Raw genomic sequence first — 24,996 nt, forward strand, 5'->3', positions numbered from 1 at the left:
TGTCGCGAACGAAGGTGGCAGGGTGAGCGCGAGGAGTGAGCCTGCGAGCCCCGCAGTCGCGAACGAAGGTGGCAGGGTGAGCGCGAGGAGTGAGCCTGCGAGCCCCGCAGTCGCGAACGAAGGTGGCAGGGTGAGCGCGAGGAGTGAGCCCGCGAGCCCCGCGGGGGAGAGCACCTGGCAGACCCTGCGGCGAGGGCTGGCCCTCTCCCCGGAGCTGCGCGCCGGCCTGGCCGGCACGCTCGCCCTGGCGCTGGTCTACATGGTCGGCCGGGTGGCCGTGCCGGTGGCCGTGCAGCAGGGCATCGACAAGGGCATCGTCGGTGGGCTCGACCTGGATGTGGTCTGGACGGTGGTGGCGGTTGCCGCCGCCGTGTTGGTGGTGACCACCACCTGCGGGTACCTGATGATGCGGCGGCTGTTCACGGTCAGCGAGACCGCCCTGGCCAACGTGCGTACCCGGGCGTTCCGGCACGTGCACGACCTGTCGATGCTGCACCAGCAGTCCGAGCGGCGCGGCTCCCTGGTCTCCCGGGTGACCAGCGACGTCGACCAGATCACCCAGTTCCTCCAGTGGGGCGGGGTGATCCTGATCGTCAACCTCGGTCAGCTCGCGGTGACCACGGCGGTGATGCTGGCGTACTCGTGGCAGCTCACCCTGGTGGTGCTCGCCGCGTTCGCGCCGGCGGTGCTGGTGATCCGGCTGCTCCAGCGCCGCCTCGCCGGGGCGTACGGGGTGGTCCGGCAGCGGATGGGGACGCTGCTCGGGACGATCGCCGAGAGCGTGGTGGGGGCGCCGGTGATCCGGGCGTACGGGATCGCGGGGCGGACGGCCCGTCGGCTGGACGTGGCGATCGAGGGGCAGCGGCAGGCCCAGCAGCGGGCGATCCGGATCAGCATCCTGGGCAGCTCGGTGGGGGAGCTGGCGGCCGGGTTGGCGCTGGCCGGCGTCGTCGTCCTCGGGGTCACCCTCGGGGTGGACGGCACGCTGTCGGTCGGTCAGCTCACGGCGTTCCTGTTCCTGGTGACGTTGTTCATCCAGCCGGTGCAGATCGCCACCGAGGTGCTCAACGAGGCGCAGAACGCGATCGCCGGCTGGCGGCGGGTGCTCGACGTGCTGGACGTCGTCCCGGACGTGGCCGACCCGGGCGAGCGGGGGCGGGAGCTGCCGGCCGGCCCGCTGGACATCCGCTTCGCCGGGGTGGGTTTCGCCTATCCGGGTGGCCCGCCGGTGCTGCACGACGTCAGCCTGGAGATCTCGGCGAAGAGCCGGGTGGCCGTGGTGGGGGAGACGGGCAGCGGCAAGACCACCTTCGCCAAGCTGCTCACCCGGCTGATGGATCCGACCGGTGGCGAGGTGCTGCTGTCCGGGGTGCCGCTGCCGCAGGTCCGGTTCGCCTCGCTGCGCGCGCGGGTGGTGATGGTCCCGCAGGACGGCTTCCTCTTCGACGCCACTGTCGGGGAGAACGTCCGGTTCGCCCGGCCGGAGCTGACCGACGCCGAGCTGACGGCAGCCTTCACCGAGCTGGGGCTGGTGGACTGGCTGGACGGGCTGCCCACCGGGCTGGACACCCCGGTCGGCGAGCGCGGCGAGGCGTTGAGCGTGGGGGAGCGGCAGCTCGTGGCGCTGGCGCGGGCGTACGTCGCCGACCCTGACCTGTTGGTGCTGGATGAGGCGACCAGCGCGGTCGACCCGGCCACCGAGGTTCGCCTGCAGCGCGCCCTGGACGCGGTGACCCGGGGCCGGACCACCCTCGCGATCGCGCACCGGCTCTCCACGGCGCAGGCCGCGGACGAGGTGATCGTGGTGGATCGGGGCCGGATCGTGCAGCGCGGCCCGCACGACGAGCTGGTCCGCGAGCCGGACTCGGTCTACGGGCTGCTCTACGCCTCCTGGCTGGAGCAGACCCGCTGACCGGCCGGAACGGCAAGGCGGTGGACGTGGGGGCGCGGGTGGTCTACCGTGCTACTTAGGTAAGCCTAACCTTCGGAGGTGGGTCATGCGCCCCAGCACCGCCCTGCGGCCCAGTCCCGCCGAGATCGTCCGGACCCTGGCCGCCGGCCGGCTGCCGGGCCTGGCCTACCTCGCCCAGCGGCCCGGCCCGTTCCACGTCCGGCACGTCACCGACGCCGAGGGCCGGGTGCTGCTGCTCGTACCGGTGCACAGCGACCTCGCGGCGGCGCTGCCGCCGGGCGACGACGTCGCCGTGGCGCTCGACGTGCTGGACCTGCCGCCGGCTGCCGGCGCCCCGTCGCTCGGTCGGGCCTGGGTCTCCGGCTGGGCGGCCGCGCTGCACGGCGACGCCGCCCGCCGCGCCGCGCTGGACTACGCCGGGGTGGACCCGACGGGAGACCTGCTCGACGTCGGCACCCGGTTCCGGCTGTACCGCTTCGAGGTGGCCGAGGCCCGCCTGGAGCGCCCCGACGGACTGCTCCGGATCGACCCGCTGGCGTACGCGGAGGCCGAGCCGGACCCGCTGCACCCGGTGGAGGCGGAGCTGCTGGCCGAGCTCACCGTGCACCACGGCCGGGAGATGACGGCGTACGTCCGGCGGCAGCTCGGCCTGGTCGACGCGGCCCGGGTCGACCCGCCCCGGGTGGTGCGGGTCGACCGGTACGGCCTGGTGGTCTCCTTCGGTTCCCCCGGCGCGCGACGACGGGCCCGGTTGGCGTTCCCGAGCCCGGTGGCCGACCACGGCGAGCTGGCCCGGCTGCTGCACCCCGTGTTCTTCCGGCACGCCGAGTCACCCCGCCCGACCGGCCCCGCCTGACCGGCCCGCCGCACCCGAGTCCGCCGCGACCGCCGCACCCGTGACCGCCGCACCCGTGACCGCCCGCGTCCCGGCGCGGGCGGGGGACCAGCTCCGCCGGCGGCGTCGACCGGGGACCTACGAGAGGTCGCCGCACAGGTATCGCTGGACCGTGGGGGCGATCGCGGCGACCAGGGTCTCCGCCGGCGCGGAGGCGACCGGCTCCAGCCGGATCACGTGCCGCATCATGGCCAGCCCGATCATCTGGGTGGCCACCAGCGACCCGCGCAGCGGGCGCTCGGCCGGGTCGACGTCGAGGTGGTCCAGGACCCGGCGCAGCACCTGCGTGACCAGGAACTCGCGCAGCAGCCGGGCGGTCCACTCGTTGCTCACCCCGGATCGCAGCAGGGCCACGGCACCGGCGCCCGCCGGGGAGTCCCAGATCTCCAGGAACGTGCGGACCAGCCGCTCGCCGACGCCGTCGGCGTCCCCGCCGAGCACCCGGGGGAACAGCTCGCCGGGGTCGACCGGGGCGTCCATCGAGGACAGGAAGAGCTGGTCCTTGGTGCCGAAGTAGTGGTGCACCAGCGCCGGGTCCACCCCCGCCGCCCCGGCGATCGACCGGATCGAGGTCGCGTCGAAGCCCCGCTCCGCGAATGCGGCCCGGGCCGCGTCGAGGATCGCCTCCCGGGTGTCCGGGTTGCCGGGTCGTCGACCGGTCCGCCGCGCCATCGCCGCCCTTCCCTCGTCCGTCGTCGTGCCGTCCGCCCCCGGCGGCTCAGCCGCTGCGCCGGCGCAGGGTGGCCGCGGCGAGCACCAGCGCCAGCACCACCGCGCCGGCCACCACCCCGAGGTCCCGCCACATCGTGCCGGTCGGTTCGGCGTGCGCGCCGACCTCCTGCAACGCCTCGACCGCGTACGACAGGGGGAGGGCGTAGCTGACCGCCTGGAGCCAGCCGGCCATCTCGTCGCGGGCGACGAAGAGCCCGCAGAGCAGCAGCTGGGGGATCACCACGACCGGCATGAACTGTACGGCCTGGAACTCGGTGCGGGCGAACGCGCTGCAGAACAGCCCGAGGGCCACCCCGAGCACCGCGTTGACCACCGCGATCCCGATGACCAGGGCGCTGCTGCCGGCGGTGGTCAGCCCGAACACCCAGTACGCCACGGCCGCGGCGATCGCGGCCTGCCCGGCGGCGGCGACGCCGAACGCGATGCCGTAGCCGAACAGCAGGTCGAGCCGGCCGAGCGGGGTGGTGAGCAGCCGCTCCAGGGTGCCGGAGGTGCGCTCGCGCAGCATCGCGATGCTGGTCACCAGGAACATGATCACGAACGGGAAGATGCCGAGCAGCACCAGCGCCACCCGGTCGAACATGCTCGGCCCGCCGGGTGGGGTGGGCTGATCGGCATACATGAAGTGGACGAGGGTGAGCAGCAGCGCCGGCACCACCACGAGCAGGGCGACGGTGCGCCGGTCGTGCCGGAGCTGGCGCAGGATGCGCCCGGTGGTGGCGGCCAGGATGCGCGGGCTCACGACGCACCCCCGTCCGGGCCGCCCGGCCGCGACGTGTCCCCGTCCGGGCCGGTGGAACGGCTCGTGCGGTCGGCCGTGGTCCCGGCCGTGCCGCCGGCCCGGATCAGGCGCAGGAACGCCTCGTCGAGGTCGTCGACCCCGGTGGCGGCGCGGACCGCGTCCGGGGTGTCGTCGGCGATCAGCCGGCCCTCGCGGATCAGCAGCAGCCGGTCGCAACGGGCCGCCTCGTCCATCACGTGGCTGGACACCAGCAGGGTCGTCCCGGCCGCGGCGAGGGCGTGGAACCGGGCCCACAGGTCGGCGCGCAGCACCGGGTCCTGCCCGACGGTCGGCTCGTCGAGGACGATCAGCTCCGGCTCGCCGACCAGGGCGCAGGCCAGCGACGCCCGGCTGCGCTGGCCGCCGGAGAGGGTGCCGACGAGCTGCCCGGCCGCCTCCGCCAGCCCGACGTCGGCCACCGACCGGTCCGCCTCGGCCCGGCCCCGGCCCTGCAGGACGGCGAAGTAGCGGGCGTTCTCCCGGACGGTGAGGTCGGCGTACACGCTGGGCGCCTGGGTCAGGTAGCCGACCCGGCTGCGCAGCGGCGCCGAGCCGGCCGGGCGGCCGAGCACGGTCACCGAGCCGGAGCGGACGGTCTGCACGCCGACGACGGCCCGCATCAGGGTGGTCTTGCCGCTGCCGCTCGGCCCGAGCAGCCCGGTCACCGAGCCGCGCGGCACCGCGCAGCTCACGCCGTGCAGCACCCGCCGCCGGCCACGGTCCACGACCAGGTCGCGGACTGCGATCGCGTGGTCCATCGTCACCTCCAGATTTCATCACCTAATGAAATCAACGCTAGATGAATTGCTCCCCACGCACAACCGGGGTCGGCCGCGCACGCGTTCCCAGCGGCATCGCGCTCCGCGTGGCGCCCCGGCCCGTGGCCGGCGAAAGGGGCCCCGGGGCAGGAATGAGAACGACCGGGCACTAGCCTTCGGACCGGGCACTAGCCTTCTGATCCGGACAGCCAGTCCGCCATCGGGCATTGCGCCCCGAACGGGCGTACGGCACGATGGCGCGGTGGGTCACGCTGCGTCACCTGAAAGTGGGTTCCTCGACGACTGGGCCGCGCGGCTGCGGCAGGGGGCCGAGCGGCCCGTCGTCGGCATCCTGTTGCGCGGCAGCCACGCCCGACGAGCCGCCACGGCGCACAGCGACGTCGACCTCGACGTGCTCGTCACCGACGGGGCACCGCCCCGGTCGGCCGTCCCGCCGATCAACGCCCCGTACGCCGCCCGCCGCGCCTACCTCGCCGAATCCGGCGGTCGGCTGACCCACGTCTCGGTGGCGGTCCGGGACGTCCGCTCCTGGCTGGCCCGGCTGGCCCAGCCGGCCGACTGGGCGTTCGGGCTGCCGGTCACCACGCCCACCCGGCTGCTGTGGGCCGACGAGCACTGGCGCGACCGGATCGACCTGACGGTGCTCTGCCAGCCCGCCGACGAGCCGCGGCTGGAGGACCTGATCGCCACTCTCGGTAAGGTCGCCGGGGCCCGGGCCCGAGAGGACCACCTCGGCGTCCGGCTCGCCGCCGCCGACCTGGCCCGGCTCTGCCCGTCCGTGCTCCGGCTGGCCAACCCGTCGGTGCGGGTGGTGTCCCGGCGGGCCGCGTTCGCCGCCGCCCTCGACCTGCCGGTCGCCCCGCCCGGGTACCGCGACGACATGCTGCTCTGCCTCGGCGGGCGGCCCGGCTCCACCGGGCAGCTCTGGGCCGCCGCCGCGCGGCTGGTCACCGGCACCGTCCCGCTGGTCCGCCCGTACGCCGACGAGATCGCCGCGGTGGCCGGCGCGGACCTGGCCGCCGCCCTCGCCGACGGGCGGCTGGACCGCTACCTCGCCCAGCTCACCGGCGTCGCGACGGCCGTACCACGGCCGCGACGGGAGCCGTCGCCGGTGCCCGCGCCGCGTGCGGGACAATTGCTCACTGTGCCCGTACCTGACGCGCCGCCGACCGGCGCCAACGCCCCTGCGAACCCGTCGGCGGCCGGTGCGCCGGCCGGCCCGTCCCGGCTCGACCCGGCCGTCGCCGCCCGGCTGCGCCGCAACCCCGACGGCCTGGTGGCTGCGGTGGTCCGCCAGCACGACACGGGCGAGGTGCTGATGGTCGCCTGGATGGACGACGAGGCGTTGCACCGCACCCTCACCACCGGCCGGGCCACCTACTGGTCGCGCAGCCGCCAGGAGTACTGGGTCAAGGGCGCCACCTCCGGCCACCACCAGCACGTCCGCTCCGTCGCCCTCGACTGCGACGGCGACGCGCTGCTGGTCAGCGTCGATCAGGTGGGCGCGGCCTGCCACACCGGCGAGCGGACCTGCTTCTTCACGGAGCTTCCGGTCACCTCAACCCCGGGAGACCCCTCATGACCGACGGATCCGTCAGCCCGGACCGGGTCACCTTCGCCGACCTGGCGGCCCGCTGGCGGGTCGTCCCGGTCACCCGTCGGCTGCTCGCCGACGCGGAGACCCCGGTCGGGGTGTACCGGAAGCTGGCCGGCGGGCCGGGCACGTTCCTGCTGGAGTCCGCCGAGCAGGGCGCCGGCCCGGCCGGGTCGGCCTGGTCGCGGTACTCGTTCATCGGGGTGCGCAGCAGCGCGACGCTCACGGAGCGGGACGGGACCGCGTACTGGACCGGCCAGCCGCCCACCGGGCTGCCCACCGGGGGCGACCCGGTCCGGGTGCTGCGCGAGACGGTCAACGCCCTGGCCGGCCCGGCCTGGGACCCGGCCAGCGGCATGCCGCCGCTCACCGGCGGCATGGTCGGCTTCCTGGGGTACGACCTGATCCGCCGCTTCGAGCGGCTGCCCGAGCTGACCGAGGACGACCTCGGCGTGCCCGAGTTGGGCATGATGCTCGCCACCGACCTGGTGGTCCTCGACCACTACGACGGCTCGGCGATCCTGATCGCCAACGCGGTGCTCCCGCCGCCGGACGAGCCGGACCGCGAGGCCCTGGTCTCCGCCGCGTACCACCACGCGGTGGGGCGGCTGGACGCGATGACCACCGCGCTGTCCCGGCCCATCCCGCCGATGATCTCCACGGTCGACCGGCCGGCGGCCGGCGACGTGGTCAGCCGCACCGAGGAGGGCGGCTACCCGAAGGCCGTCGATGCGGCCAAGGAGGCGATCCGGGCCGGCGAGTGCTTCCAGATCGTCCTCGCCCAGCGCTTCGAGCGGCCGACCCACGCCGACCCGCTGGACGTGTACCGGGTGCTGCGCACCACCAACCCCAGCCCCTACATGTACCTGCTGCGCTTCGACGGCTTCGACGTCGTCGGCTCGTCGCCGGAGGCGCACCTGAAGGTGAGCGCCGGCCCGGACGGGCAGCGCCGGGCGCTGCTGCACCCGATCGCCGGCACCCGCCCGCGCGGCGACGACCCGGAGGAGGACGCCCGGCTCGCCGCCGAACTGCTCGCCGACCCGAAGGAGCGCTCCGAGCACGTGATGCTCGTCGACCTGGGCCGCAACGACCTGGGCCGGGTCTGCCGGCCGGGAACCGTCGAGGTGTCCGAGTTCGCCACCATCGAGCGGTACAGCCACGTCATGCACATCGTCTCGACCGTGGTCGGCACGCTGCGGGAGGACCGGACGGCCTTCGACGCGCTCGCGGCGACCTTCCCCGCCGGCACCCTGTCCGGTGCGCCGAAGGTCCGGGCCATGGAGATCATCGAGCAGCTGGAGCCGGTCCGGCGCGGCCTGTACGGCGGCACCGTCGGGTACTTCGACTTCGGCGGGGACCTGGACATGGCGATCGCGATCCGCACCGCGCTGATCCGCGACGGCCGGGCGTACGTGCAGGCCGGCGCCGGGGTGGTGGCCGACTCCGACCCGGCCGCCGAGGACCAGGAGACCCGCAACAAGGCCGCCGCCGTGCTGGCCGCCATCGCCGCCGCCGAGACCCTCCGGCCGGCCCGGTGACCGGCCCGGTACCTGACCCGACAACCGCAGCGGGCACCGGCGGGGCGGGCGCACCGGCCGCGCGGGGCCGGCGCGAGATGACGTACGCGGTGCTGCTCTGCCTGGCCGGGGCGGGCCTGGCGCTGTGGGCGTCGACCCGGACCTGGTCGGTCGAGCTGACCGTCCGGCCCACGCCGCTGCCGCCGGTGCGCGAGGCGCGCACCGGGGCGGGGCTGCTGCCCTGGCTGTCGGCGCTGGCCGTGGTCGGGCTGGCCGGCGGCGGCGCGGTGCTGGCCACCCGGGGGGTGTTGCGCCGGCTGATCGGCGTGCTGCTGCTGGCGCTCGGCGTCGCCGTGGCGGCCGGCGGAGGGTACGGCCTGGTCGCCGCGTTCGACGGCGAGGTCAGCCGGCAGTGGCCGGCGCTCTGCCTGGCCGGCGGGCTGCTCGCCGGTGCCGGCGGGGCGCTCACCGCACTGCGCGGCGCGGGCTGGCCGGCGATGGGGGCCCGCTACGACCGACCGGCCCGGCGGGTCGCCGTCGATCCGGGGCCGGCGGCCGGACCGGTGACCGGGCGGCGCACCACCGAGGCGTGGGACGCGCTGGACCGCGGCGAGGACCCGACGGCCGGCTGACGGGCGGTCAGCCGACCGGCTGGCGCTCGCGGGCGGCGGCCCGGGTGGCGACCAGCTCGGCCACCAGGCGGTCCAGCTCGGCGCGCTGGTCGGCGCGGGCCCGGTCGGCGCAGACCGCCTCCCAGGCGTTGCCGCGCGCGGTACGGACCCGGCCGTCCCCCACCACGGCGCGCTCCAGGGTGTGCACCACCCCGACGGCGAGCGACGCGACGGTACGGGAGATGGTGGTCAGTCGGATGGTCGGGTTGGGCTCGACGTTGCTCATGGTCACCCCGCACGAAGATCGTTCCGACGGTCTCGGGCTGCGCGTCGCCGCGTCGCCCGACGCCCCGGGCAGGCTCGTGATCGAGTCTGCCCGAGAAAGACGATGCCCGGCTCACGTTTCGCCCCGGTCACCGGCGCGTCAACTCTCCCCCGGAGCGGGCGACCTGGACAGGGCCGTTCCGCCTTGACCTTCGTCACAGCACCCACCGAGATGCGCGGAGGGCGGACGCGGGCCGACAATGGTCGAATGGGAATGGGTACCCGTCGATGGGCCGACCGGCGCACCCGCCGGCCGCGGGGTCACCGCGATCGACGGGAGTGGTGGCGCTGTGTGACGCGGCGTTCACCGGAAGTCGGGCATTATGCCGCAGCCCATTTCGTGAGGAGCGCCATACCCCCCGGCATCCGGTCCCAGGTGGCGCCCCCTAGCATCGGCCCATGACACCCGGAGAGGGGAGTCCGTTGGTGACTGCTGACCATGCGCACGCGGAGGGGGACGGGGCCGGTCCGGCAGCGTCCGGAAGCGTGCTCGACGAGATCCTGGCCGGTGTCCGAGAGGACGTCGCCCGGCGGCAGGCGCAGGTTCCGCTGGAGCGGATCCGCGAACTGGCCGCCGCCGCGCCCCCGCCGCTGGACGCGTACGCGGCCCTGCGCCGGCCCGGCGTGGCCGTGATCGCCGAGGTGAAGCGCTCGTCGCCGTCCAGGGGACAGCTGGCCGAGATCGCCGACCCGGCCGAGCTGGCCGCGGAGTACGCGGCCGGTGGCGCCCGGGCGATCAGCGTGCTCACCGAGGGGCGCTGGTTCGGCGGGTCGCTGGACGACCTGGCCGCCGTCCGGGCCGCGGTGAAAGTCCCCGTACTGCGCAAGGACTTCGTGGTCTCCAGCTACCAGGTACACGAGGCCCGCGCGCACGGCGCCGACCTGGTCCTGCTGATCGTCGCCGCGCTGGAGCAGAACGCCCTGGTCGGGCTGCTGGAGCGGATCGAGTCCCTCGGGATGACCGGGCTGGTCGAGGTGCACACCGAGGAGGAGGCCGACCGGGCCATGGAGGCCGGCGCCCAGGTGATCGGGGTCAACGCCCGTGACCTGCGTACGCTGGAGGTCGATCGCTCGGTGTTCGAGCGGATCGCCCCCGGCCTGCCCAGCAGCGTCGTCAAGATCGCCGAGTCCGGCGTGCGCGGCCCGCACGACCTGATCCGGTACGCCTCGGCCGGCGCCGACGCCGTGCTGGTCGGCGAGGGCCTGGTCACCCAGTCCAGCCCCCGCGAGGCGGTGGCCGGACTGGTCAACGCCGGCAACCACCCGGCCACGCCCCGCCCGGCGCGCTGACCCGCGCCCGGGGCTACAAGCAGCAGCGAGAGGACACCGCGATGAGCGCCGACGCCCCCGCCCCCGGCCGGCTCCCCGACGCCGCCGGTCACTTCGGCCGGTTCGGCGGCCGGTTCGTCCCGGAGGCGCTCGTCGCGGCGCTCGACGAGCTGGACGCGGCGTACCGCAAGGCGATGGGCGACGAGGAGTTCCTGGCCGAGTTCGACGGGCTGCTGCGCGGCTACGCCGGCACCCCCTCGCTGCTCTACCCGGCCGAGCGGTTCTCGGCGAAGATCGGCGCCCGGGTGCTGCTCAAGCGGGAGGACCTCAACCACACCGGGGCGCACAAGGTGCGCAACGTGCTCGGTCAGGCGCTGCTGACCAAGCGGATGGGCAAGCGGCGGGTGATCGCCGAGACCGGAGCCGGCCAGCACGGCGTGGCCACCGCGACCGCCGCCGCCCTGTTCGACCTCGACTGCGTGGTCTACATGGGCGAGGTCGACACGCGGCGGCAGGCGCTCAACGTGGCGCGGATGCGGATGCTCGGCGCGACCGTCGTCCCGGTGACCACCGGCTCGCGCACCCTCAAGGACGCGATGAACGAGGCGATGCGCGACTGGGTCGCCAACGTCGACGACACCCACTACCTGATCGGCACCGCCGCGGGCCCGCACCCGTTCCCCGAGATGGTCCGGGACTTCGTCCGGGGCATCGGCGAGGAGGCCCGCGCGCAGTGCCTCGACCTGACCGGCGCGCTGCCGGACGCGGTCGCGGCCTGCGTCGGCGGCGGCTCCAACGCGCTGGGCATCTTCCACGCCTTCGTCGGCGACCCCGGCGTGCGGCTGTTCGGCTTCGAGGCCGGCGGCGAGGGCATGGAGACCGGGCGGCACGCGGCCAGCATCACCGGCGGCTCCTCCGGGGTGCTGCACGGCACCCGCACGTACGTGCTCCAGGACTCCGACGGGCAGACGATCGAGTCGCACTCGATCTCGGCCGGCCTGGACTACCCGGGCGTCGGCCCGGAGCACGCGTGGCTGCACGACAGCGGCCGGGCGACGTACACGCCGGTGACCGACCGCGAGGCGATGGCCGCGTTCGAGCTGCTCTGCCGCACCGAGGGCATCATCCCGGCGATCGAGAGCGCGCACGCGCTCGCCGGCGCGCTGAAGATCGCCCCGGGGCTCGCCGCCGAGCTGGGCCGGGAGCCGGTCATCGTGGTCAACCTCTCCGGCCGGGGCGACAAGGACGTGCACACCGCCGGCGAGTACTTCGGCATCCTCGACAAGGAGCAGTGAGAACGTGAGCCGCATCGGGGTGGCGTTCGACAAGGCCCGGGCCGACGGGCGGGCCGTGCTGGTGGGCTGCATGCCGGCCGGTTTCCCCACGGTCGAGGGCAGCATCGCCGCGATGACCGCCATGGTCTCCGCGGGGGTGGACGTCATCGAGGTGGAGATCCCGTACTCCGACCCGGTGATGGACGGCCCGGTGATCCAGAAGGCCAGCGACATGGCCCTGGCCGGCGGCGTCCGTGTCGCCGACACGCTGCGCATCATCGAGGCGGTCGCGGCCACCGGCGCCCCGGTGGTCACCATGACCTACTGGAACCCGATCGAGCAGTACGGCGTCGACGCGTTCGCCCGGGACCTGGCCGCGGCCGGCGGCACGGGCCTGATCACCCCCGACCTGATCCCCGACGAGGCCGACGAGTGGCTGGCCGCCTCGGACGCGCACGGGCTGGACCGCACCTTCCTGGTCTCCCCGTCGTCCACGGACGCGCGGCTGAGGATGACCGTGGAGCACTGCCGGGGCTTCGTCTACGCCACCGCGATCATGGGGGTCACCGGCGCCCGGGCGCAGACCTCCGACGCGGCCCCCGTCCTGGTCTCCCGACTGCGCGAGGTCACCGACCTGCCGGTCGGCGTGGGGCTCGGCGTCGGCACCGGCGCGCAGGCCGGCACGGTCGCCGGGTACGCCGACGGGGTGATCGTCGGCAGCGCGTTGATCCGCTGCCTGCTCGACGCGCCCGACCCGGCCGCCGGCCTGGCCGCCCTGCGCGCCCTGAGCGCCGAACTCGCCGACGGGGTGCGCAACCCGCGTCGCTGACCCGACCGGGGTGCCGCTGGGGCAGTGCACAGCGGTAGCGTGTGCACCCGTGACCCTCGCCTCGACGATTCCCCAGGCGGCCCTGCCGAGCCCCAGCACGGCCGTCTGGCAGCTCGGCCCGCTGCCGCTGCGGGCGTACGCGCTCTGCATCATCGCCGGCATCGTGGTGGCCTGCGTGGTCACCGAGCGGAGGCTGCGCCGGCGCGGCGTGGCCCCCGGCGCGGTCCTCGACATCGCCGTCTGGGCGGTGCCGACCGGCATCATCGGCGCCCGGATCTACCACGTGATCACCTCCCCGGAGAAGTACTTCGGCGACGGCGGCGAGCCGCTCAAGGCGTTCGCCATCTGGGAGGGCGGCCTGGGCATCTGGGGCGCGGTGGCCGGCGGGGCGCTCGGCGCCTGGATCGCCGCCCGCCAGCTCGGCATCCCGTTCACCGTCGTGGCTGACGCGCTCGCCCCGGGGCTGCCGCTCGCCCAGGCGGTGGGCCGGCTCGGCAACTGGTTCAACAACGAGCTCTACGGCGGCCTGACGACCCTGCCCTGGGGGCTGCGGGTGCACGACATGGACCCGAGCAACCCCGGCCACGCGAAGGTCGTCGACGGCGAGCCGGTGCTGCTCCCCGGGCTGTACCACCCGACCTTCCTCTACGAGGCGCTGTGGAACGTCGGCGTCGCCGCCCTGGTCCTCCTCCTCGACCGGAAGCTGCGCCTCGGCAAGGGGCGGGCGTTCGCGCTCTACGTGATGGGCTACACCGCCGGCCGGTTCTGGATCGAGCTGATGCGCACCGACGAGGCCACCCACATCCTCGGCGTCCGGCTCAACGTCTTCACGTCCGCCCTGGTCTTCGTCGGCGCGTTGATCTACTTCCTGCGGGTCCGTGGTCCCCGGGAATACCTGGTCCCGATCGGCGGGCCCACCCCCGCCCCGGCCGCCACCGGTGGCGACGTCTCCCAGGTCGACCTGTCCCAGCGCGAGGCCGGTGCGCAGGCGACGGCCCCGGAGGGGTACCGGGTGGTGGGCGAGGAACAGTTCCGCGCGTACCAGGACACGGGCGTGGTCCCCGACGGGCCCGACGCGGCTGCGGACGACGACACGCCGGGCCCCGCCGGGCCCGATGCGGCTGCGGACGACGCCGCCGCGCCGGACCCCCGGGCGACCGGGGACGCCGCGCCGGACGACCGCGAGGCGGGCGACGTGCCGGCGGGCGACGAGCGGGCCGGCACGACCGGCCCGCGCGCCACCGACCGGGAGAGCTGAGCGGGGGAGGGGCGGCATGCGTACGGCGGTGGTGGTCGGGGCCGGGATCGGCGGCCTCGCGGTCGCCGGCGCGCTCGCCCGGTCCGGGTGGCAGGTCACCCTGCTGGAGCGCGCCGACCGGGTCCGCCCGGACCCGACGGCCGTCGTGCTCTGGCCCAACGGGGTACGCGCGCTGCGGGCCCTCGGCCTCGGCGCGGGCCTGGACGCGATCGCCACCCCGCTGCCCGACGGCGGGATACGCCGGCCCGACGGGCACTGGCTGGTGCAGCCCCGCCCCACCCCGGCCGACCGGATGCCGGTGGTGGTGCACCAGGAGGATCTGCACGACGCGCTGATCGCGGGCCTCGGCGAGCGGGTGGAGCTGCGCACCGGCGTGACGGTGCGCACCGTCCGGGCCGAGCCCGGTGAGCGGCCCTCGATCGGCGACGGCCGGCAGCGCTTCGAGGCCGACCTGGTGGTCGGTGCGGACGGCACCGACAGCGAGATCCGCCGGCAGTTGGCCCCCGAGGCGAGGGTGGTCAGCTCCGGCTGCGCCGCGTGGCGGGCGGTCATCCCCTGGTACCGGGCGCCCCGGCTGCCGGCGGACCAACCGGTCGCCGGGGAGACCCTGGGCGCCGGGTACCGGTTCGTGGCCGCCTCGCTGGGCGAGCGCGGTTCGTCCGGCGGGTCGAGCCGGGGCGGCATCTACTGGGTGGCCACCGCGGCCGGCGCGCCCCGGCCGGAGTCCCAGGAGACCCAGCTCGCGCTGCTCCGCCGCTGGTACGCCGGCTGGCCCGCCCCGATCGGCGAGCTGCTCGACGCCACCGACCCGGCCGACGTGGTCCAGCAGGAGATCCGCGAGCTGCGCCCACTGCCCCGCGCCTACGCTTTCCCGGCCGGGCCGGGCGGGGTGGTGCTGCTGGGCGACGCCGCCCACGCCATGCCCCCGCACCTGGGCCAGGGCGCCTGCCTGGCCTTCGAGGACGCCGCCACCCTCGCCTCGCTGCTGCGCGAGGCCCGCCTCCCGGACGCCGTCGCCACCTACGACCGGCTGCGCCGGCCCCGGGCGGCGACCGTGGTCCGGCAGACCCGGCGGATGTCGGCGGTGCTCCAGGCCAGGGGCCGGCTCGCCCTGCGGGCCCGGGACGCCGCCCTGGGCACCATCAGCCCCCGCCTGCTCTCCACCGCGGCCTCCGTCGCCGCCCAGTGGCGTCCCCCGTCCTGACCGGTCACCCGCCCGGGCCCCGGTCGGGCGGCGGGCGCCGGCCAACCGGGCGGCGGGGTGCGCTCAGATGAGCGCGGCGGGCTCCGCGATGCAGGCGGTGCCGACCCGGCGGAAGCCGACCCGGACGTAGACCCGGGCGATCTCCTCGCTGCCGGCGGAGAGGAACACCAGGTCGGTGCCGGCGGCGCGCAACGCCTGGGCGAGGGCGGCGGTGACCGCCGCGCCGAGGCCCCGGCGGCGGGCCGCCGGCAGGGTGGCGACCCCGGCGATCTCGGCCACCTCCCCGACCCGCATCGCCATCCCGCTGGCCAGCGGACCCTCGGCGGGCGTCCCGGCGAGCGCGGACAGCCGGCGGCCGTCGGCGACCCGGGCCCGCTCCTCCTCCAGCGCCGCCACGTCCAGCTCGGTGACCGCGGCGTCCCGCTGCGCCGGGCCGGCCTCGCCCCGGGCGGTGCCGGCGGCGGAGAAACCGACCGCGGCGACCGCCCGGCGGGCGGCCACGTCGGCGGCGAAGCCGGGCGCGGCGGGGTCCAGCAGCCGCACCGGTACGTCGGTGAACTCCTCGGGAACGGCCAGCGCGGCCGGGTCGAGCAGCATCAGCGGGGCCTCCAGCACGGCCAGCCCCGCCGAGCGGGCCACCGTCAGCAGGCCCGGGCTGCGCTCGTGCACCCACTCGAACGCCTCCGGCATACCGAGCTCCCGCTGCCGCTCCCGTACGGCGGTCACGTCGGCCAGCGAGGGCGGCTCGGTGGCGTCCAGGCGGGGGCGGGCGTAGAACGGCCAACCCGCCCCTTCCCGGACGAACAGCACCAGGGGGCCGTATTCCTCGGCCCGGGCGGAGTCCCGGGGCACCGCGTCGTAGAAGTGCTCCAGCCGGTCGAACGTCGCAGTCGTATCAACACGTACGTGATCCACCGCGCGAGACTATCGTTCTCAGCATCTGGAAGTGTGATCAATCTGAACTGGCCTTGCGCCGCAACCCCTAACGTAGACTCAATAAACCCATAAGGGCCGACGTCGTCCCGACCATGATCCAACCTGAGTGACGACAGGAGGCCCGGTGGCCTTTCCGTACCCTTCCAGCCAGCAGTCGGCCCCGCGCGCGACCGGGCTCTACGACCCCGCGCACGAGCACGACGCGTGCGGGGTGGCCTTCGTGGCGGACCTCCACGGCCGGCGCTCCCACGCGGTAGTGGCCAACGGTCTCGGCGCCCTGCTTCGGCTGGACCACCGGGGCGCCCGGGGCGCGGAGCACAACACCGGCGACGGCGCCGGCATCATGATCCAGGTACCGGACGCGTATCTGCGCGCCGTGGTCGACTTCCCGTTGCCGCCCGCCGGCGAGTACGCCACCGGCCTGGTCTTCCTGCCGACCGATGACGCCGGCGAGGCCCGCGCCCGCCGGGTGCTGGAGAAGTACGCCCTGGTCGAGGGCGCGGAGATTCTGGGCTGGCGGGACGTGCCGACCGACCCGAGCGGTCTCGGCGAGACCGCGCTCGCGGCGATGCCCCGGGTCCGGCAGGTCTTCCTCGCCGCGCGCCGGCTCACCGACACCCCGGCCGGCCCGGCCGGCTCCCCGCTGTCCGGCCTCGACCTGGACCGGGTGGCCTTCTGCGTGCGCAAGCAGGCCGAGCGGGAGACCGCCGAGCGGGGCGTGCCGGCGTACTTCCCGTCGCTGTCCGGCCGGACCATGGTGTTCAAGGGGATGCTCACCCCCGACCAGCTTCCCGAGTTCTTCCCCGACCTGACCGACGAGCGGGTCGACAGCGCCATCGCGCTGGTGCACTCCCGGTTCTCCACCAACACGTTCCCGTCCTGGCCGCTGGCCCACCCGTACCGGATCATCGCCCACAACGGCGAGATCAACACGATCCGCGGCAACCGGAACTGGATGCAGGCCCGCGAGGCGCTGCTGCGCAGCCCGAACATCCCGGGCAACATCCGCCGGGTCTTCCCGGTCTGCACGCCTGCCGCCTCCGACTCGGCGAACTTCGACGAGGTCCTGGAGCTGCTGCACCTGGCCGGGCGCAGCCTGCCGCACGCGGTGCTGATGATGATCCCCGAGGCGTGGGAGAACGACCCGGACATGCGCGCCGACAAGCGCGCCTTCTACCGGTTCCACGCCAGCCTGATGGAGCCGTGGGACGGGCCGGCGTCGGTCGCGTTCACCGACGGCGAGATCGTCGGGGCGGTGCTGGACCGCAACGGCCTGCGCCCGGGCCGCTGGTGGCGCACCTCCGACGGGCTGGTGGTGCTCGGCAGCGAGGCCGGCGTGCTCGACCTCGACCCGGCCACCGTGGTCGCCAAGGGGCGGCTCCAGCCGGGCAAGATGTTCCTGGTCGACACCGTCGCCGGCCGGATCGTCTCCGACGACGAGATCAAGGCGGAGCTGGCCGCCGAGCAGCCGTACGACGAGTGGCTGCACGCCGGGCTGATCGACCTGACCGACCTGCCGCCGCGCGAGCACACCGTCTACACCCACGACTCGGTGCGCCGCCGCCAGCAGACCTTCGGGTACACGGAGGAGGAGCTGAAGATCCTCCTCGCGCCGATGGCCCGCACCGGTGCCGAGCCGCTCGGCTCGATGGGCACCGACACCCCGATCGCCCCGCTGTCCACCCGGCCCCGGCTGCTCTACGACTACTTCCACCAGCTCTTCGCCCAGGTCACGAACCCGCCGCTGGACGCCATCCGCGAGGAGTTGGTGACCAGCCTCCAGCACACCATCGGCGCGGAGGGCAACCTGCTCGACCCGGGCGCGGCGAGCTGCCGGCAGATCGTGCTGCCGCACCCGGTGATCGACAACGACGAGCTGGCCAAGATCCTCTCCATCGACGAGGACGGCGACCTGCCCGGCTTCAAGGCCGTGCGGGTCTCCGGGCTGTACCGGGTCCGCGACGGCGGGCCCGGCATCAAGGCCCGGCTCATCGAGATCTGCCGGCACGTCTCCGAGGCGATCGAGGACGGCGTACGCATCCTGGTGCTCTCCGACCGGGACTCCAACGCCGACCTCGCCCCGATCCCGTCGCTGCTGCTCACCGCCGCCGTGCACCAGCACCTGGTCCGCGAGCAGACCCGCACCCAGGTGGCCCTGATCGTCGAGTCCGGCGACTGCCGCGAGGTGCACCACGCGGCCGTGCTGATCGGGTACGGCGCCGCGGCCGTCAACCCTTACCTGGCCTTCGAGTCGGTGGAGGACATGATCGCCACCGGCGCCCTCGTCGGCGTGGACCCGGTGAAGGCGGTGCGCAACTACGTCAAGGGGCTCGGCAAGGGCGTCCTGAAGATCATGTCGAAGATGGGCATCTCGACCGTCTCGTCGTACTGCGGGGCGCAGGTGTTCGAGGCGGTCGGCCTGGACACCCGCTTCGTCCAGCGGTACTTCCGGGGCACCCCGAGCACCATCGGCGGCGTCGGGCTGGACGGCATCCACGCCGAGGTGGCCGCCCGGCACTCGCTGGCCTGGCCGCCGCCGGGCGCCGTGGCGTCCGACCGGCTGGAGGTCGGCGGCGAGTACCAGTGGCGCCGCGAGGGAGAGCTGCACCTGTTCAACCCGGAGACGGTCTTCCTGCTCCAGCACGCCACCCGCAGCCGCCAGTACGACGTGTTCCGCCAGTACACGGCGAAGGTCGACGAGCTGGCCGCGAAGGCCGGCTCGCTGCGTGGCCTGTTCACCCTGCGCACCGGGGTTTACCCGCCGGTGCCGCTGGACGAGGTCGAGCCGGCCACCGAGATCGTCAAGCGGTTCGCCACCGGCGCCATGTCGTACGGGTCCATCTCGGCCGAGGCGCACGAGACCCTCGCCATCGCCATGAACCGCCTCGGCGGCAAGTCCAACACCGGCGAGGGCGGCGAGGACGTCGAGCGCCTGCACGACCCGCGGCGCCGCTCCGCGGTGAAGCAGATCGCCAGCGGCCGGTTCGGCGTGACCAGCGAATATCTGGTCAACGCCGACGACCTCCAGATCAAGATGGCCCAGGGCGCGAAGCCCGGCGAGGGCGGACAGCTCCCCGGCAACAAGGTCTGGCCGTGGATCGCCCGGACCCGGCACGCCACCCCGGGCGTCGGCCTGATCTCCCCGCCGCCGCACCACGACATCTACTCGATCGAGGACCTGGCCCAGCTCGTCCACGACCTCAAGTGCGTCAACCCGGCCGCCCGGGTGCACGTCAAGCTGGTCAGCGAGGTCGGCGTCGGCACGGTCGCGGCCGGCGTGGCCAAGCTCAAGGCCGACGTCATCCTGATCTCCGGCCACGACGGCGGCACCGGGGCGTCCCCGCTGAACTCGCTCAAGCACGCCGGCACCCCGTGGGAGCTGGGGCTGGCCGAGGCGCAGCAGACCCTGCTGCTCAACAAGCTCCGCGACCGGGTCACCGTGCAGGTCGACGGCCAGCTCAAGACCGGCCGGGACGTGCTGGTCGCGGCGCTGCTCGGTGCCGAGGAGTTCGGCTTCGCCACCGCCCCGCTGATCGTCGAGGGCTGCGTGATGATGCGGGTCTGCCACCTGGACACCTGCCCGGTCGGCATCGCCACCCAGAACCCGGTGCTGCGCGAGCGGTTCACCGGCAAGCCGGAGTTCGTGGAGAACTTCTTCCTCTTCCTCGCCGAGGAGGTCCGGGGATACCTCGCCGAACTGGGCCTGCGCACCATTGAGGAGGCCATCGGCCAGACCGAGCTGCTCGACGTCGTCGACGCCGTCGACCACTGGAAGGCCCGGGACCTCGACCTCGGCCGCGTCCTGCACCTGCCGGAGCTGCCACCCGGCGCCGCCCGGCGCGGCGTGCGGGCCCAGGACCACGGCCTGGAGCTGGCGCTGGACAACGAGCTGATCGCCCTCGCTGGGCCGGCGCTCACCGACGGCACGCCGGTGCGGGTCGAGGTGGCGGTGCGCAACGAGCACCGCAGCGTCGGCGCGATGCTCGGCGGCGAGGTCACCCGCCGCTTCGGCGGGGCCGGCCTGCCCGCCGACACCGTCGAGTTCCTGCTGCGCGGCACCGCCGGGCAGTCGTTCGGCGCGTTCCTGCCCAGCGGGGTCACCCTGCGCCTGCACGGCGACGCCAACGACTACGTCGCCAAGGGCCTGTCCGGCGGCCGGATCGTCGTCCGCCCGGACGCCGCCGCGCCGTTCGTCGAGGGCGAGGCCATGCCGGGCGAGCGCGCCGAGGACCAGATCATCGCCGGCAACACCATCCTGTACGGGGCCACCGCGGGCGAGGTCTTCCTGCGCGGCCGGGTCGGTGAGCGGTTCGCGGTGCGCAACTCCGGCGCGGTGGCGGTCGTCGAGGGCGTCGGCGACCACGGCTGCGAGTACATGACCGGCGGCACGGTGGTGGTGCTCGGCGAGACCGGGCGCAACTTCGCCGCCGGCATGTCCGGCGGTACCGCGTTCGTCTGGAACCTCGACCGGCGTCGGATCAACACGGAGCTGGTAGAGCTGTCGCCGCTGCGCGACGAGGAGCGGGACCGGCTGCACGAGCTGGTGCACCGGCACTTCGCCGAGACCGGCTCGGCGGTCGCCGAGGCGCTGCTGAAGCGCTGGCCGGAGGCGGTGGAGGAGTTCACCGCCGTGGTGCCCCGGGACTACCGCCGGGTGCTGGAGATCATGCGGACCGCCGAAGCCGCCGGCCGTGACGTCGACGACGCGGTGATGAGCGCGCTGGCGGCGACAGCCGCCCCGTCGGCGCCTTCCGATGCGTCCATGCCGCCCGCCCCGCGGGCGGTCGCCCAGGAGGTGGCTCGTGCCTGACCCGAACGGTTTCCTGCGTTACAACCGGCGGTTGCCCGCACGCCGCCCGGTGCCGGTGCGGATCAGCGACTGGCGGGAGGTGTACCCGCCGGCCGGCGAGGACCTCGTCCGCGAGCAGGCCACCCGGTGCATGGACTGCGGCATCCCGTTCTGCCACGACGGCTGCCCGCTGGGCAACCGCATCCCGGACTGGAACGACCTGGTCCGGACCGGTAGCTGGGACGCGGCGGTGGAGTCGCTGCACGCCACCAACAACTTCCCCGAGTTCACCGGCCGGCTCTGTCCGGCCCCGTGCGAGGCCGCCTGCGTACTCGGCATCGGTGGCGGCGACCCGGTCACCATCAAGCAGGTCGAGGTGGAGATCGCCGACGCGGCGGTGAACCGGGGCGGGCTGGAACCCCGCCCGCCGGCGGCCCCGACCGGCCGGTCGGTCGCCGTGGTCGGCTCCGGTCCCGCCGGCCTGGCCGCCGCCCAGCAGCTCGCCCGCGCCGGCCACGCCGTGACCGTGTACGAGCGCGACGACGCGATCGGCGGCCTGCTCCGGTACGGCATCCCCGACTTCAAGCTGGAGAAGCAGCACGTCGACCGGCGGCAGGCCCAGTTGGCGGCCGAGGGCGTGCGGTTCCGCACGGGGGTGAACGTCGGCGTCGACGTGACCGCCGAGCAGCTACGCGAGGCGCACGACGCGGTGCTGCTCGCCTGCGGCGCGCTCCAGGGCCGGGACACCCCCGAGACCCCGGGGCGGGAACTGCGCGGCGTCCACCAGGCGATGACGCACCTGGTCGCGGCGAACCGGGTGGTCGCGGCGGCCGGCGAGGGCAAGGCGGCGCTCGCCGTGCTGCCCGACGGCACCCCGATCGACGCGGCCGGCAAGCACGTGGTGATCATCGGCGGCGGCGACACCGCGGCGGACTGCCTCGGCGTGGCCCACCGCCAGGGCACGGCCGGGGTGCATCAGCTCGACCTGTACCCGGAGCCGCCGCACTCCCGCGACGCCGACCGGGACCCGTGGCCGACCTGGCCGTGGCTGCTGCGCAACTACCCCGCCCACGAGGAGGGCGGCGACCGGGTGTTCGCCGCCGCCGTGCAGGAGTTCGTCGACGACGGCACCGGCCAGGTACGGGCGGTGCGGATCGCCGAGGTGACCGTCGAGAAACGCGACGGCCGACGGATCGTCACCCCGCTGCCCGGCTCGGAGCGGGAACTCCCGGCGGATCTGGTGCTGCTGGCGATCGGCTTCGAGGGCACCGAGCGACAGCCGCTGCTGGAGCAGTTCGGGGTGGCCCGCAACGGTCGGGGCGCGATCGACGCCCGGCCGGACTGGCAGACCGACGCCGACGGCGTCTTCGTCGCCGGCGACATGCACCGGGGCGCCTCGCTGATCGTCTGGGCGATCGCCGAGGGGCGTGCGGCGGCCGCCGCGATCCACGCGTACCTCGGCGGGGTGGGCGAGCTGCCCGCCCCGGTCGACCCCGCGCGGCAGCCCCTGGCCGCCCGCTGACGGAGCTCGCTTGTCGGGCCGGGACCCGCGTCCCGGCCCGCCGGCCCCGCGCGCGTAGACCGTGGACACTTCGCGTCGCGGGCTGACGCGAACCGTCCACGGTCCGGGGGCCGGACGGCGGGGCCTAGGCGGGCCCGGCGGCGGCGCGCGGGGCGGGGTGTGGGGGCCGGGCGGGGCGGGTCAGACGGTGGCGAGCAGCGCGTCGAGCGGTCGGGGCAGCGTGTCCCGGCCGACCGCCGCCTCGACGAGCAGCCGCGCGTAGCGCAGTTTGCGGCGCGAGCCGCTGCCCAGGAACCGCCGCAGCTGCGCCTCGGGTTCCCGGCCACGCCAGGCGGGCTGGCCCTGCAACGAGCGGAGCGAGCTGAGGTCGCCCTGCGCGTCGAGGAGCGCCTCGACCTCCGCGACCCCCACGGCGCGGATCAGCTCGTCCTCCAGGTCGTCGACGCAGACGTGGAACCCGAGGCGCTCCAGGTCGGCGCGGGTGCGGGGCGAGCCGGCCCCGGCCGAGACCAGCCCGCGCCGGACTATCTCCTCCTCGCGCCGGTCGTAGAGGCCGGCGAGGCTTACCCCGGCGCCCAGGGGGCCCAACCCCGCCAGGACGCGGCCGGTCGCGTGCGCCCCGCCGATCGGCACGACCACCACCCGCTCCGCCCCGAGATCCCGGCCGCGCCCGGCGGCGGCGGTCTCCACGGCGATCTGGTCGCTGATGCCCTCGACCAGCACCACGGCCGTGGCATCGTGGACCTTCGCCAGGGCGTGGGCGGTGGCCACGGCCGGGGCGCCCGGGCCACTGAGGTAACCGTCGAGCGCCCTGCGGGCCAGCTCACGGCGGCTGGCCTCATCCATGGGGGTGCCCCGGTCGTCGGCTGGCGTGGGCACCGGGCGGGGCCGCCGGGCCGCCGGCGCCGGTGACCCGTGGTCGGCTCGTCCTGTCGCGGCCATGGCCGCAATCATGGGCCTGCCCCCGCGTGGCGACAAGCGCATAAACCGTCTGGGCCGTACGCGACGGCGGCGCCATGGCGGCATCCGAGGTGGTGCGAAGCCGCCATGGCGCCGCCGTGGCGCCCGATCGGGGTGGGTCAGCGGGCGTGGTGGGACTCGCGGATCTTGGCCCACGACTTCGGTTCGGCGGGCGCGGCGGCCGGCGCCGTGGCCCCGGACAGCTCCGGGCGGCCCCTGGTGAACAGCCAGGTGGTGAACACCGCGTCCAGGTCCTGGCCGGAGACCTGCTCGGCGAGGGCCTGGAACTGCTCGACCGTGCCGTTGCCGTGCCGGTGGGCGGCGGTCCACTGCGGCAGGATCCGGAAGAAGGCGTCGTCGCCGACGGCCAGCCGGATCTGGTGCAGGGCCATCGCGCCCCGGTCGTAGACCGCGCCGTCGAAGACGTCGTTCGCGCCCGGGTCACCCGGCGGGACCTGCCAGAAGTCGTCGTCGGCCGGGTAGGTGGCGTAGGTGAAGTCGAACAACTCCTGCGCCGTGCCCTCGCCCTGCTCCTCCGACCACAGCCACTCGGCGTACGAGGCGAAGCCCTCGTTGAGCCAGATGTGCCGCCAGTCCGCCACCGAGACCGAGGCCCCGAACCACTGATGGGCGTTCTCGTGGACGATCACGTAGGTGTTCGACCCGCGCCGCCAGAAGCCCGGCCCGTACACCGGGCGGGTCTGCGTCTCCAGGGCGAAGCCGATTCCGTCGACCGGCCCGGCCACGCCGCCCTGCGCCTCGAACGGGTACGGCCCGAAGATCGTGCTGCCCCAGTCGACGATCTCGGCGGTCCGCTCGATGCTGGCCCGCGCCGCGGGTGCGAGTGGGCCCAGCGTGGTGCTGTACGCGTTGACCACCGGCTGCCCGTTGGGGGCGGTGTCGGTGACGATGTCGTACTGCCCGACGGCCAGGAACGACTCGTACGTCGCACCGGGGCTGGTGCTGCGCCAGCTCCACCGCAGCCGGTTGCCCGCCTCGGCCAGCGGCGGGCGCGGCTGCACGCCGTTGCTGACGACCTCGACGCCGGCCGGCACCGACACCGACACGTCCCAGTTCGCCTTGTCGAGGGGGTGGTCGTTGCTCGGGTACCACCACCAGGCAGACTCGGGCTCGTTCACGGCGAGCCCACCGTCGGACGTGCGGGTCCAGCCGCTGTAGCCGTTGACCCGGGTCGTCGACGGCACGCCGGCGTACTTCACCACGATGGTCAGGGACTGGCCCTTGACGATCGGCCGGGGCGCGGTGATCGCCAACTCGTGGACGCCCTCCCGGGCGAAGGTGGCCGACCAGCCGTTGACCCGCACCGACTCGACGCCGAGCACAAAGTCCAGGTTGAACCGGGACAGGTCCTGGGTGGCCCGGGCCAGGATCGTGGTGGTGCCGCTGAGTTGGTCGGTGGCCGGCTCGTAACGCAGCCGGATGTCGTAGTGGTCTACGTCGTAGCCACCGTTGCCGTAGTCGGGGAAATAGCTGTCGCCCAGGCCGGGGCTGCCGGGGGTCGGCGCGGCGGGGGCGAGGACCGGCCGGCCCCAGCCCGATCGGGCGGCGGCCTGGCCGGGGGCGCCGGTCACGGCCGTGCCGGCGGTGGTGACGGTCAGTGCGGCGATGGCCGCCGCGAGAACGCGTCGCACGAGGTGGACTCCCTCCGTCGGGATGTACGCACACTCAAGCTAATCGACGGTTGTGAACATGTGTGTCCTCGCAGGCGAGTTCCCCGATCTATTCCTTCCATCTAGATGTTTCGATAGCATTACCGTCCAGTAATAACCATGAGCCTTGGCCACGCGCG

At 74.7% G+C, this 24,996-nt stretch carries 18 protein-coding genes and 2 pseudogenes; 13 read left to right on the plus strand and 7 right to left on the minus strand.

Annotated elements, in window-relative coordinates:
* The first annotated feature begins 130 nt into the window (after positions 1 to 130).
* Together ABT023_RS13360 and ABT023_RS13365 are read left to right on the plus strand one after the other, a co-directional pair.
* Complete coding sequence (locus tag ABT023_RS13360) at positions 131 to 1,912, plus strand: ABC transporter ATP-binding protein (protein WP_350884990.1); 1,782 nt, start codon at positions 131 to 133, stop codon at positions 1,910 to 1,912.
* Positions 1,913 to 2,015: 103 nt separating this feature from the next.
* A complete protein-coding gene (locus ABT023_RS13365; protein WP_350885143.1) occupies positions 2,016 to 2,768 on the plus strand; it encodes a DUF2470 domain-containing protein in 753 nt (250 codons plus the stop codon).
* 117 nt (positions 2,769 to 2,885) lie between these two features.
* On the opposite strand, the gene ABT023_RS13370 is transcribed toward ABT023_RS13365, so the two are convergent.
* The 3 genes and pseudogenes from ABT023_RS13370 to ABT023_RS13380 all read right to left on the minus strand — a co-directional run.
* A complete protein-coding gene (locus tag ABT023_RS13370) occupies positions 2,886 to 3,479 on the minus strand; it encodes a TetR/AcrR family transcriptional regulator (RefSeq protein WP_350884993.1) in 594 nt (197 codons plus the stop codon).
* 46 nt (positions 3,480 to 3,525) lie between these two features.
* Positions 3,526 to 4,281: an ABC transporter permease gene (locus ABT023_RS13375; protein ID WP_350884996.1), complete on the minus strand. Its 756-nt coding sequence runs from the start codon at positions 4,279 to 4,281 to the stop codon at positions 3,526 to 3,528.
* Positions 4,282 to 4,349: 68 nt separating this feature from the next.
* Positions 4,350 to 5,078: pseudogene (locus ABT023_RS13380) on the minus strand (ABC transporter ATP-binding protein); the annotation flags it as partial.
* Positions 5,079 to 5,103: 25 nt separating this feature from the next.
* Between ABT023_RS13380 and ABT023_RS13385 the strand changes: the two are divergent.
* The 4 genes and pseudogenes from ABT023_RS13385 to ABT023_RS13400 all read left to right on the plus strand — a co-directional run.
* Positions 5,104 to 6,057 (plus strand): annotated as a pseudogene (locus ABT023_RS13385) (nucleotidyltransferase domain-containing protein); the annotation flags it as partial.
* Between the two features lie 186 nt (positions 6,058 to 6,243).
* Complete coding sequence (gene hisI / locus ABT023_RS13390) at positions 6,244 to 6,681, plus strand: phosphoribosyl-AMP cyclohydrolase (RefSeq protein ID WP_350885145.1); 438 nt, start codon at positions 6,244 to 6,246, stop codon at positions 6,679 to 6,681.
* Positions 6,678 to 8,231 carry an anthranilate synthase component I gene (locus tag ABT023_RS13395; RefSeq protein WP_350884998.1) on the plus strand — a complete coding sequence of 518 codons (1,554 nt, stop codon included), beginning with the start codon at positions 6,678 to 6,680 and terminating at the stop codon, positions 8,229 to 8,231. The genes hisI and ABT023_RS13395 overlap by 4 nt, the downstream gene beginning before the upstream one ends.
* Positions 8,232 to 8,308: 77 nt before the next feature.
* Entirely contained in the window at positions 8,309 to 8,842 is a 534-nt protein-coding gene (locus tag ABT023_RS13400) for a Trp biosynthesis-associated membrane protein (RefSeq protein WP_350885147.1), read from the plus strand.
* A gap of 7 nt (positions 8,843 to 8,849) precedes the next feature.
* Here ABT023_RS13400 and ABT023_RS13405 read toward each other — a convergent pair whose 3' ends face one another.
* Positions 8,850 to 9,107 (minus strand): hypothetical protein, encoded by a 258-nt coding sequence (locus ABT023_RS13405; protein ID WP_350885000.1) that lies wholly within the window; start codon positions 9,105 to 9,107, stop codon positions 8,850 to 8,852.
* Between the two features lie 524 nt (positions 9,108 to 9,631).
* On the opposite strand from ABT023_RS13405, the gene trpC reads away from it, so the two are divergent.
* The 5 genes from trpC to ABT023_RS13430 are packed head-to-tail and all read left to right on the plus strand — an operon-like array spanning position 9,632 to position 14,979.
* Positions 9,632 to 10,435 (plus strand): indole-3-glycerol phosphate synthase TrpC, encoded by an 804-nt coding sequence (trpC, locus tag ABT023_RS13410; protein WP_350885002.1) that lies wholly within the window; start codon positions 9,632 to 9,634, stop codon positions 10,433 to 10,435.
* Positions 10,436 to 10,476: 41 nt separating this feature from the next.
* Positions 10,477 to 11,709: a tryptophan synthase subunit beta gene (gene trpB / locus ABT023_RS13415; RefSeq protein ID WP_350885004.1), complete on the plus strand. Its 1,233-nt coding sequence runs from the start codon at positions 10,477 to 10,479 to the stop codon at positions 11,707 to 11,709.
* 4 nt (positions 11,710 to 11,713) lie between these two features.
* Entirely contained in the window at positions 11,714 to 12,517 is an 804-nt protein-coding gene (trpA, locus tag ABT023_RS13420; RefSeq protein WP_350885006.1) for a tryptophan synthase subunit alpha, read from the plus strand.
* Positions 12,518 to 12,566: 49 nt separating this feature from the next.
* The gene (gene lgt / locus ABT023_RS13425; protein ID WP_350885008.1) at positions 12,567 to 13,775 is read left to right on the plus strand and encodes a prolipoprotein diacylglyceryl transferase; all 1,209 of its coding nucleotides are present in this window, start codon (positions 12,567 to 12,569) and stop codon (positions 13,773 to 13,775) included.
* Between the two features lie 16 nt (positions 13,776 to 13,791).
* Entirely contained in the window at positions 13,792 to 14,979 is a 1,188-nt protein-coding gene (locus tag ABT023_RS13430) for an FAD-dependent oxidoreductase (RefSeq protein WP_350885011.1), read from the plus strand.
* Positions 14,980 to 15,042: 63 nt separating this feature from the next.
* Here ABT023_RS13430 and ABT023_RS13435 read toward each other — a convergent pair whose 3' ends face one another.
* Positions 15,043 to 15,894: a GNAT family N-acetyltransferase gene (locus ABT023_RS13435; protein ID WP_350885014.1), complete on the minus strand. Its 852-nt coding sequence runs from the start codon at positions 15,892 to 15,894 to the stop codon at positions 15,043 to 15,045.
* A gap of 145 nt (positions 15,895 to 16,039) precedes the next feature.
* Between ABT023_RS13435 and gltB the strand changes: the two genes are divergently transcribed.
* Complete coding sequence (gltB, locus tag ABT023_RS13440) at positions 16,040 to 20,725, plus strand: glutamate synthase large subunit (protein WP_350885017.1); 4,686 nt, start codon at positions 16,040 to 16,042, stop codon at positions 20,723 to 20,725.
* Complete coding sequence (locus tag ABT023_RS13445) at positions 20,718 to 22,226, plus strand: glutamate synthase subunit beta (RefSeq protein WP_350885019.1); 1,509 nt, start codon at positions 20,718 to 20,720, stop codon at positions 22,224 to 22,226. Before gltB ends, ABT023_RS13445 begins: the two co-directional genes overlap by 8 nt.
* Before the next feature lie 180 nt (positions 22,227 to 22,406).
* On the opposite strand, the gene ABT023_RS13450 is transcribed toward ABT023_RS13445, so the two are convergent.
* Entirely contained in the window at positions 22,407 to 23,072 is a 666-nt protein-coding gene (locus tag ABT023_RS13450) for a TOPRIM nucleotidyl transferase/hydrolase domain-containing protein (RefSeq protein WP_350885021.1), read from the minus strand.
* Positions 23,073 to 23,305: 233 nt separating this feature from the next.
* Positions 23,306 to 24,838 carry a M1 family metallopeptidase gene (locus ABT023_RS13455; RefSeq protein ID WP_350885023.1) on the minus strand — a complete coding sequence of 511 codons (1,533 nt, stop codon included), beginning with the start codon at positions 24,836 to 24,838 and terminating at the stop codon, positions 23,306 to 23,308.
* Between the last annotated feature and the right edge of the window lie 158 nt (positions 24,839 to 24,996).

This window comes from Micromonospora sp. NPDC002296, assembly GCF_040296145.1.
Taxonomy (GTDB): Bacteria; Actinomycetota; Actinomycetes; order Mycobacteriales; family Micromonosporaceae; genus Micromonospora.